This window comes from Saonia flava, assembly GCF_011927795.1.
Classification (GTDB): Bacteria; Bacteroidota; Bacteroidia; order Flavobacteriales; family Flavobacteriaceae; genus Saonia; species Saonia flava.
This window is the reverse complement of record NZ_JAATJJ010000001.1, coordinates 476,180-493,438: the sequence shown is the minus strand read 5'-3', so window position 1 is coordinate 493,438 and position 17,259 is coordinate 476,180. Positions and strand designations below refer to the sequence as shown.

At 38.1% G+C, this 17,259-nt stretch carries 17 protein-coding genes; 6 read left to right on the top strand and 11 right to left on the bottom strand.

From position 1 onward, the window contains the following. Positions 1–237: 237 nt before the first annotated feature. The 5 genes from GGR42_RS02330 (at position 238) to GGR42_RS02310 (ending at position 6,197) form a co-directional block, all read left to right on the top strand. On the top strand, positions 238–2,298 hold the full coding sequence (locus GGR42_RS02330) for a thiol-activated cytolysin family protein (RefSeq protein ID WP_167960460.1): 2,061 nt from the start codon (positions 238–240) through the stop codon (positions 2,296–2,298). Between the two features lie 113 nt (positions 2,299–2,411). Then, the gene (locus tag GGR42_RS02325; RefSeq protein ID WP_167960458.1) at positions 2,412–2,789 is read left to right on the top strand and encodes a hypothetical protein; all 378 of its coding nucleotides are present in this window, start codon (positions 2,412–2,414) and stop codon (positions 2,787–2,789) included. A 348-nt stretch (positions 2,790–3,137) separates the two neighbouring features. After that, positions 3,138–3,623 carry a T9SS type A sorting domain-containing protein gene (locus tag GGR42_RS02320; RefSeq protein ID WP_167960456.1) on the top strand — a complete coding sequence of 162 codons (486 nt, stop codon included), beginning with the start codon at positions 3,138–3,140 and terminating at the stop codon, positions 3,621–3,623. 2 nt (positions 3,624–3,625) lie between these two features. Next, on the top strand, positions 3,626–4,270 hold the full coding sequence (locus GGR42_RS02315; RefSeq protein WP_167960454.1) for an outer membrane beta-barrel protein: 645 nt from the start codon (positions 3,626–3,628) through the stop codon (positions 4,268–4,270). 10 nt (positions 4,271–4,280) lie between these two features. Further along, positions 4,281–6,197, top strand: a complete 1,917-nt coding sequence (locus GGR42_RS02310) for a hypothetical protein (protein ID WP_167960452.1) — start codon at positions 4,281–4,283, stop codon at positions 6,195–6,197. A 5-nt stretch (positions 6,198–6,202) separates the two neighbouring features. Here GGR42_RS02310 and GGR42_RS02305 read toward each other — a convergent pair whose 3' ends face one another. The 8 genes from GGR42_RS02305 to GGR42_RS02270 all read right to left on the bottom strand — a co-directional run bounded on the left by GGR42_RS02305 (position 6,203) and on the right by GGR42_RS02270 (position 14,157). Then, positions 6,203–8,374, bottom strand: coding sequence for an endonuclease MutS2 (locus GGR42_RS02305; protein WP_167960450.1), 2,172 nt, complete (start codon positions 8,372–8,374; stop codon positions 6,203–6,205). A 63-nt stretch (positions 8,375–8,437) separates the two neighbouring features. Continuing rightward, on the bottom strand, positions 8,438–8,962 hold the full coding sequence (locus tag GGR42_RS02300) for a GNAT family N-acetyltransferase (protein ID WP_167960448.1): 525 nt from the start codon (positions 8,960–8,962) through the stop codon (positions 8,438–8,440). Positions 8,963–9,003: 41 nt separating this feature from the next. Then, entirely contained in the window at positions 9,004–9,672 is a 669-nt protein-coding gene (locus tag GGR42_RS02295) for a DUF4440 domain-containing protein (protein ID WP_167960446.1), read from the bottom strand. A gap of 243 nt (positions 9,673–9,915) precedes the next feature. After that, entirely contained in the window at positions 9,916–10,443 is a 528-nt protein-coding gene (locus tag GGR42_RS02290; protein WP_167960444.1) for a hypothetical protein, read from the bottom strand. A gap of 1 nt (position 10,444) precedes the next feature. Then, the gene (locus GGR42_RS02285) at positions 10,445–11,149 is read right to left on the bottom strand and encodes a helix-turn-helix transcriptional regulator (RefSeq protein WP_167960442.1); all 705 of its coding nucleotides are present in this window, start codon (positions 11,147–11,149) and stop codon (positions 10,445–10,447) included. A gap of 50 nt (positions 11,150–11,199) precedes the next feature. After that, complete coding sequence (locus GGR42_RS02280) at positions 11,200–11,565, bottom strand: VOC family protein (RefSeq protein ID WP_167960440.1); 366 nt, start codon at positions 11,563–11,565, stop codon at positions 11,200–11,202. Between the two features lie 298 nt (positions 11,566–11,863). Further along, the gene (locus GGR42_RS02275) at positions 11,864–12,820 is read right to left on the bottom strand and encodes an alpha/beta hydrolase (protein WP_167960438.1); all 957 of its coding nucleotides are present in this window, start codon (positions 12,818–12,820) and stop codon (positions 11,864–11,866) included. A 362-nt stretch (positions 12,821–13,182) separates the two neighbouring features. Continuing rightward, the gene (locus GGR42_RS02270) at positions 13,183–14,157 is read right to left on the bottom strand and encodes an alpha/beta hydrolase family esterase (protein WP_167960436.1); all 975 of its coding nucleotides are present in this window, start codon (positions 14,155–14,157) and stop codon (positions 13,183–13,185) included. Positions 14,158–14,429: 272 nt separating this feature from the next. Between GGR42_RS02270 and GGR42_RS02265 the strand changes: the two genes are divergently transcribed. Beyond that, positions 14,430–14,648, top strand: a complete 219-nt coding sequence (locus GGR42_RS02265; protein WP_167960434.1) for a hypothetical protein — start codon at positions 14,430–14,432, stop codon at positions 14,646–14,648. A 45-nt stretch (positions 14,649–14,693) separates the two neighbouring features. On the opposite strand, the gene arsB is transcribed toward GGR42_RS02265, so the two are convergent. The 3 genes from arsB to GGR42_RS02250 form a co-directional block, all read right to left on the bottom strand. After that, positions 14,694–15,740 carry an ACR3 family arsenite efflux transporter gene (gene arsB, locus GGR42_RS02260; protein ID WP_167960432.1) on the bottom strand — a complete coding sequence of 349 codons (1,047 nt, stop codon included), beginning with the start codon at positions 15,738–15,740 and terminating at the stop codon, positions 14,694–14,696. Between the two features lie 70 nt (positions 15,741–15,810). Further along, a complete protein-coding gene (locus GGR42_RS02255) occupies positions 15,811–16,584 on the bottom strand; it encodes a metallophosphoesterase family protein (protein WP_167960430.1) in 774 nt (257 codons plus the stop codon). Then, positions 16,581–17,210, bottom strand: coding sequence for a hypothetical protein (locus GGR42_RS02250; protein WP_167960428.1), 630 nt, complete (start codon positions 17,208–17,210; stop codon positions 16,581–16,583). The genes GGR42_RS02255 and GGR42_RS02250 overlap by 4 nt, the downstream gene beginning before the upstream one ends. Between the last annotated feature and the right edge of the window lie 49 nt (positions 17,211–17,259).

The window sequence follows — 17,259 nt, the reverse complement described above, 5'->3', positions numbered from 1 at the left end:
ACCTCTGTGTCCATACTTTGTCCATGCTTCCAAAAACTTCATATTTTTCATATATCATTTTAAATAACTGATAATCAATATTTTAAATTATTAGGTGAAATTTATGATTATGCTTTGTCCATGGTGTGTTTCATCGACTTTTGGAAGGCTCGTCCATGTTTTGTCCATGGACAATATTAGGTAACAGCTTGACTTGAAGATAGTTTTGGGGTGTTGAACCTTTAAAACCACAAAATTATGAAAACAAGTAAAGTTATTTTAAAAAGTTTTATGTTAATGGCAGTTGCGTGCATTGCGCTAACAGCCTGTAGCAAAGATGAAAATGATTCTGGAATCATTGATGATGACAATCCACCAGTTGGTACGAACCTCACTTTTGACTCGGTAATCGACCAAGGAGGGGAATTCCAAGAGGTGCCCCAGTCTAGAACCGAAGAAATCCTTGAAGAAGGTGAAGACTACCCAGATGATTATACAACAGGTACTGGGTCAGAGGCAGAAACACATAGGTTTATATGTAAATCCAGAACGGTTAGTGTTACAGATGGTACAGGGGAATTTCAGACTTTGGGCGGTGTAGCAAGTGAAATTTTCCCAGGAGCTCTATTGCAGGGCAAGACCATAAACAATGTAAAACCGCAAGGAATACCATTGAAAAGAGCTGGTGGCAGTATTTCGTACAATTTGAACGATGGAAATCTACAAGCATCCCAAGACTTGGATGAAATGAGCGAGTCACAAGTTAGACAGGCAATGAACAATATTATCTCTGGTAGTAGTGGAGTAGTACCTTCAAATTTCGATTTAGTATATGAAAATGTATTTTCTGAAGAACAGCTAGCATTAAAAATGGGACTTTCTTACGAGGGGTATGGCATAAAGGCAGAAGGGAAATTATCATTTAGCACTGAAAACACATATAATAGGGTACTGGTGAAATTGAATCAATCTTACTATGATATCAGTTATGACTTTCCAACTAGCTACGATGATGTTTTTGATGAAAGTGTTACCCCTGAAGATTTAGACAAGTATATTCAAGCAGATAATCCTGCGACCTATATAAAAAAGGTGACCTATGGTAGAATTTTCTATATGTTAATAGAATCTACCTCCTCATTGGAGGAAATGAATACTCAAATATCTGCTTCTTATGATGGTTTTAATAATGACATAGAAGGTGACCTTGAAGTTGATACAATGAAGAAGATGGAAAACCTAAAGGTAAAGGTGATTGCCTATGGTGGAGATTCTCAAAATACATTTGCAAGCTTAGGGGAGACAAATGTAGAAGCTTTGGCAGATATGTTGGCTGCAAGTACGGACATAAGAACTGGACTGCCTCTTTCTTATGAAATATACTCATTGGAAGACCCATCAAAACAAGTAGGGGTTAATATTTCAACAGAAATGGAAGTTGTGGAATGTGAATTAAAAGGAGTTCTTCCTCCAGTATTGTATTTAAACCTTGTAGATCTTTTTGATGATGGTATTGGAGCTGCAACCCAAATTAAAGATGAATATACTGCTATTTTTAATGGGGCAGGTACAGAATACGTGATTTTTAATGCCTCATCTGGCTCTGTGTCACAACCATACAGTATTAAAGATTCCAATGGTCCACTTGGAGTTACAACTTTTGATAATGTAGGAGCTGCTTTAAGGCAGTTTTTGGGTGAGATCTACATATTCAATGAGCAGGGAACGGAATATGAAATTCTCATTTATAATAGTGGTAATATCAATGGCACGCCAACAGCTCCAATAGGTAATTTTAGCCAACAAAATGGTACCAACAGAAGGTTTGTCGTCAATGACGCTTTTACAGGTCAAAGTGATATAGATAGTGATATTGAAGGGCTAAATGGTGCTGAAGGTAGGGATGCGAATTGTATAGAATACCCATTATTTGGTAAAGGGGTTAAAGCTGCAGTTAGACGAGATGTTTATGATCAAGTAATAGGTTACTATGTAGGATCCAGTTTTGTTCGTACCATAAGCGGTGATGTTACTTCCTCATATTACTATTCCTTTGAGAACAATGGGGCCACATATAGCAGAAGAAATTATTACAACCCTCGGTCAATAAGCCTTCCGAATGGAGATACTAGAGGTTATCCTGATTTTAATTGCTGGGAACCAGAAACTGATGTAGGGGAATTGAGAGGAGCGGTAGAGGCTGCTTGTAAAATAAACATTAATGGTAATGCCATACAAAAAATGCTGTTTTTTACGCCAGAAGGATTATTGGTTGTGAAAGGTCTAGATGGCACCGAAGATGGTCCTTATGCACTATAATTAATAGATATGCAGCCGGCCATTTAGGATGAAGCAACTTGATGCCGGCTGTTATTTAAAAATCTTTGATTTGCTTTAATTGATTAAAAAAATATACCTAAATAATAAATAAAATGAAAAAACTACTTTTTTTACCGATACTAATTTTTACAATAGCAATTACGTCCTGTTCAAAGGATGAACAAGATGTGAATATTGATTCTAATTTAACGGGAACCTGGAACGGCGCTTACTCGGGAGACGATAGAGGAATTTGGACAGTCAATGTAGATGCAAATGGCAATGTTTCTGGAACTGCTACTTCAGCATATACCCAAGACTCCCAAAATATCTCTGGAAAAGTTACTGATAATGGCACTCTGTCCGCCACTTTGGGCAATACAGATGACCGGGAGTTTGTTGGTCAATTAAAAGAAAACAACGAAGCTACGGGTACCTGGATAGATGCAGGAAGGAATATGGAAGGCACTTGGGAAGGAAGCAAACAATAAGGCAATTTAAAAACAAAGATTAGCCTCTGTAAATAATTATTTTACTAATTAATAAAAACGGCAGCTGGCCGCTCAGGTTGGGTTCAACAACTTGATGCCGGCTGTTATTTTATGTTTTTTTTTACTACTGTCCATGATATTCTAACATATATTTTTTATTAATATATGTAACCAATTGTTTTTCAATTATTTAATGATATTAATCTAGTTTATCTCAAGGACTTGTCCATGTTGTCTATGCTTGCTGTCCATCAATTCTGTCCATACTTTGTCCATGGACAAAATTAGGTGCATAACAACATCGTAAGTAATTTGGTAGTGTTGAACCTTAAAAACCAATCAATTAACATGAAGAAATTTTTACTCGCATTATTGTTGTTCTCATTGTATGGGCATTCCCAAGTCTTAGTGCGACAGACTTTAGGGGTAAGTGGGAATAGTAAAAGGGTTACCTCTACGCAAGGCAATTATTTTTTACAGCAAAGTATTGGGCAAACCAGTGTCATTAACACATTTGCAACAGAAAATAAAACGTTGCGTCAAGGTTTTTTGCAGATTTTACGACCAGGGGTCATAGGGAGCAATCCCAATGAACTGGAAATGATCGTATACCCCAATTCCTTTATTGATGGGGTTGTGGTAAATCTGGAAAACACAGAGGATGAAAATGTAGATGTGTTCTTATTTGACATGACCGGTAGATTGATTTTGCACCAGATTCGTGAGAATAGCACCCAAATTACAGTTCCATTGGAGAACTTGTCAAGGGGAGTCTATTTTTTTAAACTCCAGGTTGGGCAACAACACAGTATTAGACAACTTATAAAGCAATAAAAATGAACAAGTATTTGTTTTTAGCCATTTGTTTGTTGTCTGCCATGTCTTATGGACAAATATTGTATTCTGATGTTGGACAGACCATATCTTCCTTTGAATATAAAAACTCATCTGGTGGGTCCTTGGAAAATTTACAAAAGGGTAGCAATACCTATATGGGTGCCGGGTATGCCTTTCAACTTCCCGGGGACAAAGCTCATATCATGGTAGGGGGTGTCTTTACAAACTATAGTGCAATGGGAAGCGATGTCCTTTTGGACAATTTTTACGAGTGGGACCTATCTTATTTGGGTTTGCAGACCGGGCTTTGGTATAATTATGCAAGATCTAGGGACTTTGTCTTTTTTGCCAAGCTAAGCGCCTCTATGGAGTATTTGTTGCGTGGAACACAGACTTTGAACAACCAAGTATTTGACTTAACCAGAGAAGATGAATTTGACAACTTAATAGTGGTGCCAAGATTGGGCTTGGGGATAGAGTACCCCATATCCAACAAAGCAGCATTGTTTGTCCAATATCAATACGGGAGAAGCTTTTCTTTAGTGAATTCCAACCCGAACGATAATGAAAAATTAAATATTTCCAATCATAATTTCGGAATGGGCATCATTATACAATTACCAGGATGCAACTGTTCTTTCTAACAACCATATCATGAAAAAAATATACATATTCACCATTTTAAGCCTTTTTTGCCTTTATGTCGGAATAGCACAAACTGAAGGTATTACCTATCAAGCAGTGTTGATTGACAACAATTCGGATGAAATCCCCGGTGTGGACATTCCGTCCAATAACATACCGGATCGTCCCATCAGTATTCGGTTTACAGTTATGGACGCCTCTGGCAATGTAAATTACCAAGAGACCCAAGAGACACAAACGGATCCCTACGGAACCATAAATCTTACCATAGGACAGGGACAAACAACTCCTGAAAGCTTGGGCACTTTCAATACCATTGATTGGGATGGTCCCAAAACCTTAAAAGTAGATATTGATATGGATGCAGGAACTAATTTTGTGGAGTTCAGTGAACAATCCCTTACCTATGTTCCTTATGTTAGGCATAGGAACCTTGTAGCGGACGGGGTGACCAATCTAAATAGTGATTTTAATGTAAACAACCAAAGCTTGTCTCGTTTCACAGGGGATGTCTATGTAGAACAGGATACCCGCTTACAAACACTGACAGCGGATGGTGCATCAAATTTCAACAATAGGGTAACAATTACGGCCCAAGTTTCGGAAACTAACCAATCGGATATTGATGCCTACCCCTTAAGATTACAAGGTAGTGCAAACGGTATGGCCATTCAATTGAACGATGCCGTGCCCAGTCGAGAGCGCAATTTTGTGTCTTTTTGGAATGGAGGAGGTGAACCAATTGGTAGAATAGAGGGATTTCAGGCCTATACTGATGTTAGCCAAAATTTTATTTTAGATGTCATTGTTGATAATGAGCCTTCGGAGGATGAAGCTAAGGATCAAGATGATGATGACACGGCTCCGCCAGCAGAGGCGCCAAGTGCTTTTAGCGTGTACTTGAATAACGATTATTCACTAAATCTACTTTTAGAATATCTAGACCTAATACAATCATCGGCAAGTTTTGGTATTAACCTTGGCGCTTGTATTGCGGGTGTTGGTATTGCGGGTGATTGTGATGATGCTGTGGATGCAGCTTTTACCTTATTTATTCAGGGCGTACAGATATCCTTATATATATGGTATAACGAGGCTAATGTTGGGGTGGCCTTTGAGTCGGGAGGTGCTGATTATGCGGAATGGTTGAAAAAATATGATGCTAAGGAAACATTTACTTATGGAGAGGTTGTAGGGTTGAGGGCTGGTGAGATATCAAAAAGTTTTGTAGATGCTGACCGTTTCATGGTTATCTCTAAAAATCCCATTGTATCTGGAGCAATGCCTAAAGGGGAGGAAGTAAGCCAATATAAGCAAGTAGCTTTCTTAGGTCAGGTACCTGTAAAGGTTCTAGGCACTGTTAATAAGGGAGATTACATTTTACCTTCTGGTAATTTAGATGGTATGGGCATAGCAGTTTCACCACAAAATATGCGAACAAATGACTATAAACGAATCATTGGTGTAGCCTGGGAGGAGTATTATGGTAACGACCTGTTTTCATATATAAATACGGCAGTCGGCATAAACACTAATGATTTAGTCAATGTTGTGTCCAATATGCAGCAGGTTATGAATCGAATGCAAGATGCTTTGATAGCAGCAAATCCTGCATATCAACCTACATATTTTGATGTTGAGACTGTCACGGTGGACAATAATATAAAAACTACAAAATCCAAAACGATGCAACAGCTTCTGATGGAGCAATATGGATTTGAACAACAGGCAACTACCGAGCAAAAACTAGGAAAGCTCAAAACAATAATGCAATCCAAGGATGTGGACAATGGTGTGTTTAAATTCTCTGATATGCCATACTTGCAGAGTGTATTGGAAAACCCCACCGAGGAAAACATAAAACAGTACAATGATTACTATGCAAAAGCATTGGAAAATTTAACTGCTATGGTTCAAGGTAGATAAGTGCCCTAGTTCTTTCTTTCGACCAAATCAAGCTGATCTACGCTTACATTTGTAGTGAATAGGCCGTAGTTTACTATGGCCTTATTTTTTTCTAGCTTATCAATACTGCCGACAGCTTTGCCATCTTGTATGCGAACCCTGTCACCCACTTTAAAAATGGGTCGAGGTTTGTTTTTTTCCTTTATGACCGCCTTTTTCTTTTTGGCGATTTTTTCCTTTCTGACCTTCACAATTTTTTGCTCCAGTTCTTGGGCCACCTGGACCTTCTTTTGTCTGTCTATTTTTGTCTGTTGTACCGATTTCTTTTTCCTCTTACTGTTTTCCGTTTCTACCAATCGCAACAACTCGGATACCAAAGGCCTTTTCTTTTTATCTTGAAAATATTTTTCAGCTGCAGTGTTCACTTTGTTTCCTAAGTAAATCATACGTTGGTTGTGATCGTATAATTCTTGGTAGTTCTCTAGCTTGGACTTTATTTTGGTGTTCAGCTCTTCTAAACGTTTAGCCTCTTCACGGGCTTTGGCCTCTTCCTCATTAAGACGATCCCCGGTTTGCACCATTTTACTTCGCTCTTTCTGCAATTTGGCTATGGTAGCATCAAAACGTACCTTGCCACGCTCAATTTTCTTCTTCGCCCTATTGATCAAACTATAGGGAATACCATTTTTTTGTGCCACCTCAAACGTAAAAGAACTTCCTGCCTGTCCCAAGATCAATTGGTAGGTAGGTTCCAATGTTTTATTATCGAACATCATATTAGCATTGGTGGCATGCGGCAATTCATTGGCCAACATTTTTAAATTGGCGTAGTGGGTGGTAATTACCCCATAGGATTCCCGCTCATAGAATACCTCCAAAAAAGTTTCGGCCAGGGCACCACCCAATTCAGGGTCACTGCCCGTTCCAAACTCATCAATTAAGAACAAGGTATTGTTGTTACACTTGCGCAAAAATTGGTTCATGTTTTTGAGCCGGTAACTGTATGTACTTAGATGATTTTCAATGGATTGGTTATCCCCAATATCTGTCAATATTTTATCAAAAAGACATACGGAACTGCGCTCATGAACCGGAATCAACAAACCACTTTGTACCATTACCTGTAGGAGGCCAATAGTCTTTAGGGTGATGCTTTTTCCACCGGCATTGGGACCGGAAATTACAATGATCCGGTTTTTTGGATGCAACTCAATGGTCTGTGGATAGGTCTTTTCCTTTTTGTACTTATTGGTTAAATAGAGCAGGGGATGGTAGGCATCCCTTAGGCGCATTTCCTTTTTGTCATTGATTGTGGGCAATACCGCATTCATCTCCGAAGCATACTTTGCCTTGGCGGCCGTAATGTCCATATGAGCCAAGAAGTTTTGGTACTTGGTTAAAAGATACCCGTAAGGACGTATGGTATTGGTAAGCTGATTGAGTATTTTTTGAATTTCTTCCTTCTCTTCAAATTCCAGATTATTGAGTTCCCGACTGTATCTCAAGGAAGCTTCAGGTTCCATGTAAACAATACTTCCTGTTTTGGAAGTGCCCATGACCATGCCCTTGATTTTTTTGCGATACATTGCCTTTACCGCCAAAACACGTCGGTTTTCAACAACTGATTCCCTAATTTCGTCCAAATAATCTGAGGACTGATAGGAGCTTAATGCAGAAGCAAAGCTTTGGTTTATTTTCCCCTTTACTTCGTTTATCTGTATGCGTATGGATTTTAAGTTGGATGAAGCATTGTCCTTTATTTCGCCAAACTTATCCAATACTTTGTTGATTTCAGTTGGGATTTCAGTGTTGGCATCAATTGTTTCTGAAAACTCGAAGAGGAGGGGGTAGTACTCTTTAAACTTCTTTAAAAACTTTTTGTGTTCGTTTACGGTGTTGCAAATGCTTCCAATTTTTTTGAACCCACTTATTTCCAAAGTCGTATTCTCAATCTTCAGCAATTTTATTTCATTTGAAATTACTTCGAAACCATGATTGGGAATTCTATTGTCATTGGTAAATGAAGACAAATATTCGGATGTCTGCCCCAATACCCTTATAATTTCCTCCTTATTGGGCAGTGGTTTAATGGACAATGCTTGTTCCTTGCCCAATTCCGTATGACAACGTCCCACCAGTTGTTTCAAAACTGTTGGAAACTCTAGGTCTTGTAGGGTTTTAGGATGAATTTTGTCCATTATGGAATTTTAAAGGGACAAAGGTAGGGATTAGGGTTGAAAGGAAAAATGCCCTTATATAGTTTATAGTATCAATCTAAAACCATAAACCGAAAGTTCTCCTTGGGTAAAGTCCAAATCTTCCGATCGCTCAAAACCAAGGTTTTCGTACATCTTCCATGCAATTTGCATGGCTTTTGTGGAGTGTATTAGCAGTTGGCGGTTATGATGGTTTTTGGCTCTTTGGATGCAGTTTTTTGTCAATAGCTTACCAATGCCCAGTCCTCTTGAGGCTTCGCTTACGGCAAGTAGCCTAAATCCGGATGCGTTTTTCTCCTTGGTGGCCGTACCTCCAGAACCATAATACTGCATATCCTTAAAGTAGACCACGGCACCGCCTATATGGCCTGTTGGGGCTACAGCCACCAAAAGCTCTGCTCCTGGTTTTTGGGTGATTTCCCCAATATTGGCCAGTAATCTGTAGTAATCTGGCTGTTCGCTTGGTTTTGGAAAGCCTTCCAATTGGGAATATACCGCAACTAGTAATTGTCCTATCTCCTTAAACTCGTTAGGAACTGCATTTCTTACTATATATTCTTGTGGGTCCATACGTTTGTATATTATACAAATGTATATGTTTCAAGATTTTTTTATCTAATTTTTTTTGATTCGTCCACAATGTTCCCGTTCTCCCTTATGGTAAATTTTTGTACCGTTCCCCGTGCGTTTTTTTCAAACTCAAAGGTGAGTGGGGCCTGTTTGTGAAAGAACAGGGTTTCGGATTCTGGATGTATGATCAATTCTTTATTGGGTGCGGACAATTTTAGCCCATTGCCCTCTAAGGTTACCGTTACGGTTTGGCCATCTGCAATGGTATAGGTTCCCGTGTAGGTGGCAAGAACTTCGTTGGATAAGGTAACCTCTGTTTTTGAGTCATTTATGGAAGCCGGTCCGTGGTCATAGCTTAATATTCTGGACATTTTCCATTGGTTGTCCTTGTATTGCCATAGATGGGTAAACTTTGCCTGTCCGTCCAATCTTTTCTCTTTATCCTTTTCTTTAAGGAAGAACACATGCTCCCCTGTAATAATTGCACCGTAATTGGCTATCGGAAATACCTGTACCGTGCCTTCTTTGGCCTCTCTTAATATTTTTAGGTTTTCATTACCGCATAAGCCTGTTTTTACACTTTCCATTAAACCAGATAGGGAAGTGGTAAGCCCTCCTTTGTCATGGTAGAACTCCACATCATCCGTGATAAAGGTTTTAAAATTTTCCAGATTGCAGGTATTGTAGGCTTCCCAAAATTGGGTGTCCAAATCCAGAATGGTTTTGGAAGGTTTTGGGATGGGTCCCTGTTTGGGGTCTGTGCCCAGATTTGATGTGTTAAAAAAAGAAATCCAAATACAAGGTAACCTAATTTAAGTTTCATGTGTCGTTTTTAATTGATTGTTTATCTATGACGACATCGTAATATAGTAGGTTACAAATTTTAGGTATTAAAGTTTTATAAGATAGAAAAGCAGGGAGCAGGTGTTAAATTGCGTGGGAGTTTTATATGCTTACTTTTCGGTTAAAACAAAACGATGGTTCACCTCTTTGGTTCTTGTTTCATCATACATTTCAAAAGAAACGTTTAATGTGATATCCCATCTATTTTCGTCAATTTTGGTTCCTTTTATGGTTCCAAAAGTTATAGGAGTACTTCCTTGTAGGCCACAAAAACAATATTCATCAAAATACGTATTGTATTCTGTCAAGGTTGTGTTGGAAATTGAGAAGCTGCTTAAACTGGCATCCATTTCAAAGATGATACGTTCAGAATATTCATCATCCGCAATATTCTCTTGGTCTGGGTGTTGGAAAAAGTATTCAAACACTAAATTTTCTCCATCCACAATTTTTGCAAAGTTATTGCCACCGCTATCCTCCAAAACAATTTGGGACTCGGTATAGAAAAAATAATCCTTTCTTCCATCATTGTCATTGCTTTTACTGCAACCCATAAATAAGAGAAAAATAAGGACCGATGCAATTACTCTCATAATTTCTTTATTGTAAGATGCAATATGGGCCACATAGTTGCTCACATTAGTTATTTTTTTCCGAATGTCTGTATTTGTCCACTTGAAAATAGGCTTTCAAAGTAAACTTTCTGTCTTCAAATTTCTCTTGGAGTATTTTAAAATGTTGGATCCTATCTATCCTAAAAGATCTATAGTCTTTTCTTAAATGGCACCAAGCGATCAATATCCATTTGTTTTCTGTGGAGTAAATGGCACAGGGTTCTATTTTTCTAAAGGTAATGTTTGGGTCATCTGCCTTGCGATAGTTTATTTCTATATAGTTAAAATTGGTAATGGCCAGTTGTATTTCGGAAAGCGCATTACTAGGAACTTTAATATCTTGTTTGTTAAATATATAGAGCTTACTACTTAATAATTCACTTTTAGCCTGAATGGAGGTTCTAAAGACCGATTTTATCTTGGTCATGGCATCCTGAAAATCCTCAATAAAGGACGAATCTTGGGTTTGCTTTACCAAATGTGTGGCCGTAATCAGGGCATTTGCCTGTTTCTCTGTAAACTGTACGGGAGCTACGGAATAGCCATCCATAAGAGAATAGCCCCTGCCTTCTATAGTAATTACGGGGACACCTGCCTCAATAAGCTTTTGGATGTCCCGGTAAATGGTCCTGATGCTTACATCGTACTTATCCGAAAGTTCGGTGGCCGTTAAAACCCGTTTGGATTTTAATAACGTAAGTATTGCTATAAGTCTGGCCAGTTGTGACATAGATACAAAGATAGCGAACCCAAAACGGGTTCGCTATTCTCTTTTTAGTTTTAGTTCATTGAGTGTAAAGCAATTTTATTGCCCTCCGTATCTATGAGCTGGGCCATAAAACCGTTCTCGCCAATACTTGTTTTTGGAATCAGAATGGTACCCCCAGCAGCCTCTACCCGGGCCAATGGAATACTTAAGTCATTACCACCGGGCATGTACAACAACACGCCGTCCTTTTGGGGCTGTCTGCCATCGCCCTCTATTAAGCCACCGCCAACACCTTCCATGTCGTACTTAAAGACACCGTATTTAACACCGGGCATGGGAGCGTCCGTGATTTCTGTTTTTAAAACAGTGCTGTAGAACTTTTTTGCCCTTTCATAGTTTGTAACAGGAATTTCGAACCAATTGATTGCATTTGTCATGATTTTCTTTTTTAGAGGTTAAACATATGGCAAATGTAATGGCAGGAAATGTCAGAATATGTCAGGGGTTTATGGTCACAATGAAAAAATCAAAAGATTTTTCTATCAACTTAGTTTATATGTATAGCGGATCAATTCTCATTGACTTTTCAAATTTAACTAGAATGAATCCGCTATCACTGATTTTTATGTAGGTTCATCTATTTAAAAGATGACATACATGTTATGTTTTGTTCTAGTTGGCAAAGATTAATTGACCTTGTATCCGATTCTATAAACTAGAACAATATCAAGAATGTTACTCACTGGACTTGGGTGTAAGGAAAGCATTGACGTCTAACCAGTGTATAAAGGCATCAAACCAGCGATTGCTGGTTCTGTTTGGATTTCCTAAGCCGAAACCATGACCCCCATTTTGGTAAAGATGGAACTCAACAGGTATTCCTGCTTTGTACCATGAATCAATTACGCCAAACTGACCCCTGAAAAGAAAATCGTCCACCGCAATTACGTTGAACATAGGTGGAGCATCTTTTGGAACCTCTACGTCACCCATGCCACCATAAATTGGACCTATGAAGGCTAGATTCATTATTTCGGAGTTCAATGTTGAGTGCATAGTGAGACCAGCACCAGCAGAGAAGCCAATCATACCAATTCGATTTGTATCTACTCCCCATTCCTCAGCCCGATTAATTATCATCTTGTAAGCAGCTTCAGCGTCTTCCAATTGATTTGAAAGGTCTCGTTGTAGTCGACTAATAGGTTCTGAATTACTAGAAGAGTCAGATGTATCAGAAGAAGGAGCGGGAGTGCGAGGCCTGTTCATCCATGCACTGAAGTCATCAAGGGATTCTGGAGTTGGATGGAGTCGATACTTAAGCACAAAGGCAGTGATTCCTTTTTCTGCCAGTGCTTCCGCAACTTCCCACCCTTCATTCCCAAGTGAAAGCCACCTGAAACCTCCTCCTGGTGCTACAATGACGGTTGCCCCATTTGCTTTCCCTGGTTTTGGCAGAAATGGGGTAAGAGTTGCCGTGGTGATGTTTCGGGCCATTGGGTCACCCCATTGCCTGAACCATGTCTCTGAGGCGGGCTGGTTTTCAACACCACCTGTTCCAAGAGGAATGGCGTTTGGCTCATTGGGAATTTCTAGGGGATAGATGGTTCCATCTTGGGCCATAGTATTTTGAAAATATACTATAGTGAGTAACAAAATGAGTGTTTTAATGAGATTCTTAAGTTTTGAATTCATGATCATATGGTTTGGAAATGTTTGTTTTTCTAAAATTAGTGTAAATTTTACACTTATCCAAGAATTTACATCTAACTGCTTTTAAATTAAACTGATAACGCACTATATTTTAAAATTTGGATTGCTTTGGTCGTTCATATTTCCTAATAATCAAGTTAGATTCTTGTTTTTAGTATGTTAGTGTTTGTTTGTGTTTGTTTGTGTTGCTCATTATTTTAGTTATTTCTTTTATGCCAATCATAAAAAAACCACCTTTTGGTGGTTTTTAACATGTTTATATCTATATAAACGCAAAGCCGGAAAATGGCTATTGGCCTAACAATTGGATTATTGAACTGTAGGAATAGGGAAGTGGCGTTTTATTATTTGGTTTTAAAGAAATTCCAGACTTCGTACGCCATTTCAATATCGCCATTCTGTTCCTTTACAATAATTTTGAATAAATTGCTGTAGCGTTCCCTAATACTAGGTTCGGTATGCCCGCCACCAACAACGGTATATAAAGCTACCTCGGTATTGTTGGTACCGTTTTCATATAAATATGTAGTTACTGTACAATTATCTGTCTCGTCTGTATTTGCAAGGTTATTTATAACCGGAGCAATATTTGTATTATTTCTATCGACCCAATATGCAATGGTCTCTTCAGTAGAATAGACTTCACCACGACTACTTGCCATTGGCCCACCTTCATAGGGTAGAAAAGGGTCTTCTGTACCGTTAATTATGAGTGCTGAAATGGGTATGGTGGAATTTGTACACTGGGTGTTCACAGGATTGGCTGCAACAATGGAGGCAAAAGCTTTTAGTTTATCCGGTATTTCTTGAGCCAAGCGTATGGCCATGTGTCCTCCGTTTGAAGTGCCTACAGCAAAAACTTTTGATGCATTGGCCTGATATTGTTCTATGGCCATATCAATTAGATGATTGGCAAAAAGTACATCATTGGAATTGGGATTGCCTTCAGCATCTGCTCTACAATCGTTCCAGCCGTTTTTGCCATCGGTACCTTCAGAACCATTGGGTACAATTAGTATAAGGTCTTCTTGTTCGGCAATGTCTAACCAAACTTTATAAGGTGCTTTTACATTGGTTATGCCCAATATTTCGTTATTGTTACTGCCGTTACCATGAAAAAGCATCACAACGGGTGCATTTATAGGGTTTTCTGGAATGTAGAGATGGTAATCTCTTTCCGTTCCCAAAATATCTATTTTTTGATTTTCCAGTAGCCCCTCTTCTAAAGCAGGCCCGGGAATTAGGTCTACTGTAGTGTTGTCATTTTTAGTGCAAGCGACCACTAAAAATACGAAGACATATAATAGCATTAATTTCATGGTCTTTATCTTGGGGTTAATCCATATTATCTATATAACGCAATTTGTCCTTTATTTATTTGAGAGATTTAATTGTCACAAAAGAGCTTCTTCATCCATTTGCCCAACCGCCGCTCTATTACCATATTCAGTACTTTTCCTCATTTATTCGTCGATTTAAAAATTCTACTCGTCTATAGTAATCTACCATTAGTCTACAGGTATTCCTTTTTATTTTATGACAATAGCATATTTGTACATCTTTAAAGCAAACCAAATTAAATGTTAGAATTATGTATTCCCGTAAAAAACAAACTATAGAAATAGAACAATTAGTTTCTGGCCAAAATATGACGCATGAAAATCATTTTGATGCTTTTCTACAAGAAATAAATCATGTTTTGCCCAGTTTAGATATAGCTGCCCCAAATGACCCTAAAGACGTAATAATTTTTAGAGAACTTTTTTTGGACTATAAGAGAAATCGTGGTCTATTGCATTTGTTGCAGTAATACGTTGTAGGTAGTAACCTATTCCAAGTAGAATTGTGCATGGGCCTAAGCAACGGCCTTTTTAAAATACTTGCCACGTAGCCAAAAAGATACCCGAACCAACAAAATTAAAGCCGGAACTTCTACCAAAGGTCCAATGACCCCGGCAAATGCTTGTCCCGAATTGAGCCCAAAAACAGCAATGGCCACTGCAATTGCCAATTCAAAATTATTTCCAGCCGCCGTAAATGCTACAGCTGCCGTTTTATCATAATCTGCACCCATTGTTTTGGTAAAGAAAAAACCAATGATGAACATTAAAGAAAAATAAACAAGCAAGGGAACGGCAATAATGAGCACATCCATTGGAATCTCCACTATTAATTCCCCTTTTAATGAAAACATAACCACAATGGTAAATAAAAGGGCTATAAGTGTCATGGGAGAGATTTTTGGAATGAATTTTTTAGTGTACCATTCTTCCCCTTTTAACTTTACTAAAATAAGTCGGCTTATAATTCCCAATACAAAAGGAATTCCTAAATAAATGGCCACGCTTTCCGCAATGGTGCCAATAGATATATCTACGATTGCCCCTTGGAACCCAAAATAGGGTGGAAGCACGGTTATAAAAATCCAGGCATAAAAGCTATAGGCAAAAACTTGGAAAATACTGTTTAAAGCTACCAAACCAGCGCCATATTCGCTACTGCCCTCTGCCAGGTCGTTCCAAACTAAGACCATGGCAATACAACGGGCCAAACCTATCAAAATAAGTCCAACCATATATTCTGGATAGTCCCGTAAAAAAGTGATGGCCAGAAAAAACATTAAAACAGGACCTATTATCCAATTTAGAATCAATGAAATGGATAGGATTTTAGTATTTCGGAAGACTTTGGGCAAGAGCGCATAGTTGACCTTTGCCAAAGGGGGGTACATCATAAGGATCAAACCAATTGCAATGGGAATATTGGTTGTTCCGCTACTTAGGGAATTTATAACAGTTGGAAAAGTGGGTATAAAATATCCAATTCCTACTCCAATGGCCATAGCAACAAAAATCCAAAGGGTTAGATTTCTATCCAGAAAGCTTAATTTTTTTTTAGTCATATTATTCTGTACTTATTTTAAAGACTCCTTGTCATTAATTGGGTTTTTATGTTTGTTTTTACTACATAAATTAGTACCCGTTTCTTAGATTCTGAGCATAACTGTTTGGTAAAATGCTGTCTTCAATTGCTTTTGCAGCTTTTTCTATATCATATTCAAACTTTACAAATTCCACTGAAATACTATCCTTGTTTAAAACCGAAGCGTTTTCGTTAATTTCCAATATCACATAACTTCCGCGCATATCATTGTCTTTAGGTTTGCCTATGGAACCTATATTTATGGCGTGTCTAAAATGGGGCACTTTTTCATCGTTAGTATTAAAAATTCTATGATAAGGCTTATGCGTATGTCCAAAACACATAATATCTGCACCGGCCTGCTCCATAATGCGCACCATACTTTTTTCAGCTCTATCCTCGAACAGGTATTCGTTTATTTTACGGGGACTACCGTGAACTAACATTAAGTTTAATTTGTCCTTATTTAGCTGAAATTCTATTTTGATATGGGCAGGAAGTGTTCTAAGATAGTTTCTACTATTGTTGTTTACCAATTGGTTGGTCAATGAAATAGAAATGGCACCCTTCGCTTTTTCCTCATCGGTTTTATAAGCGCAGCCACAATCATCACTAGTTCTACCTATGCCGTAGTCATAATTGCCTGCAATAGTCGGTATTTTTCGTTTTCTAATTTCCTGAATCACTTCGTTGGGCCAAATATTATAACCCACCAAGTCTCCAAGGCAATAAATAGCATCATAGTTCCTGTTGTCTATATGCTCAAAAAAAGCATCCAATGCCGGTAGATTGGAGTGGATGTCACTAAATAATATGATCTTCATATTTTGTTTTTTATTAGATGATCTAGCTGTGCCGCTATATAGATAATCTGTAATGGTATATCTTCCTCGTTGAGTTCCAATTTCATAAGTGCAATACCTTTGTCATTTAACGCCTTGTCCACAATTATTTTAATGTCCATAGGGTTATTTTTTTTAATATCAGAAAGTGCTTTCGGGAATACCGACCAACTTCCAGAACGTCCATAAATTACAGTATAAAGGTTAGGTTTTTCATTACTGGGAGTTTTAATGACAAACCCATAGTCACTTAAACTATTTAAATTTGAAATTGGTTTGTTCTCTAAGGAGACACCTGCCGATTGTACATTAATATCAATAGCATAATAAGCCAATCCAGTTTTTAACCAAATCATTGCCAACTGCGAGTTTTGGGTATTAGTTTGGTCTATGAAAAGTACAGATGCATCACTATTGTTATAGCAATTTTTATAGATTTTAAAGGCTACCTGGTCCAGTTCATTTATCTTCTCTTTGGGCAGGGTGTTAATTTGCGTTCTTAGAACCTCTACGCTTTTGCCAATTTTTTTACGAAGCATTTGGGCCGATGCCAAGTGTATGGTCAGTAGTGATGTTACAATGAATAAAATAGATGTTTTTGTTTTCATGGCAGATTATTTAAATGTTACAAGAGTATTAATTTATCGCAATAAAACG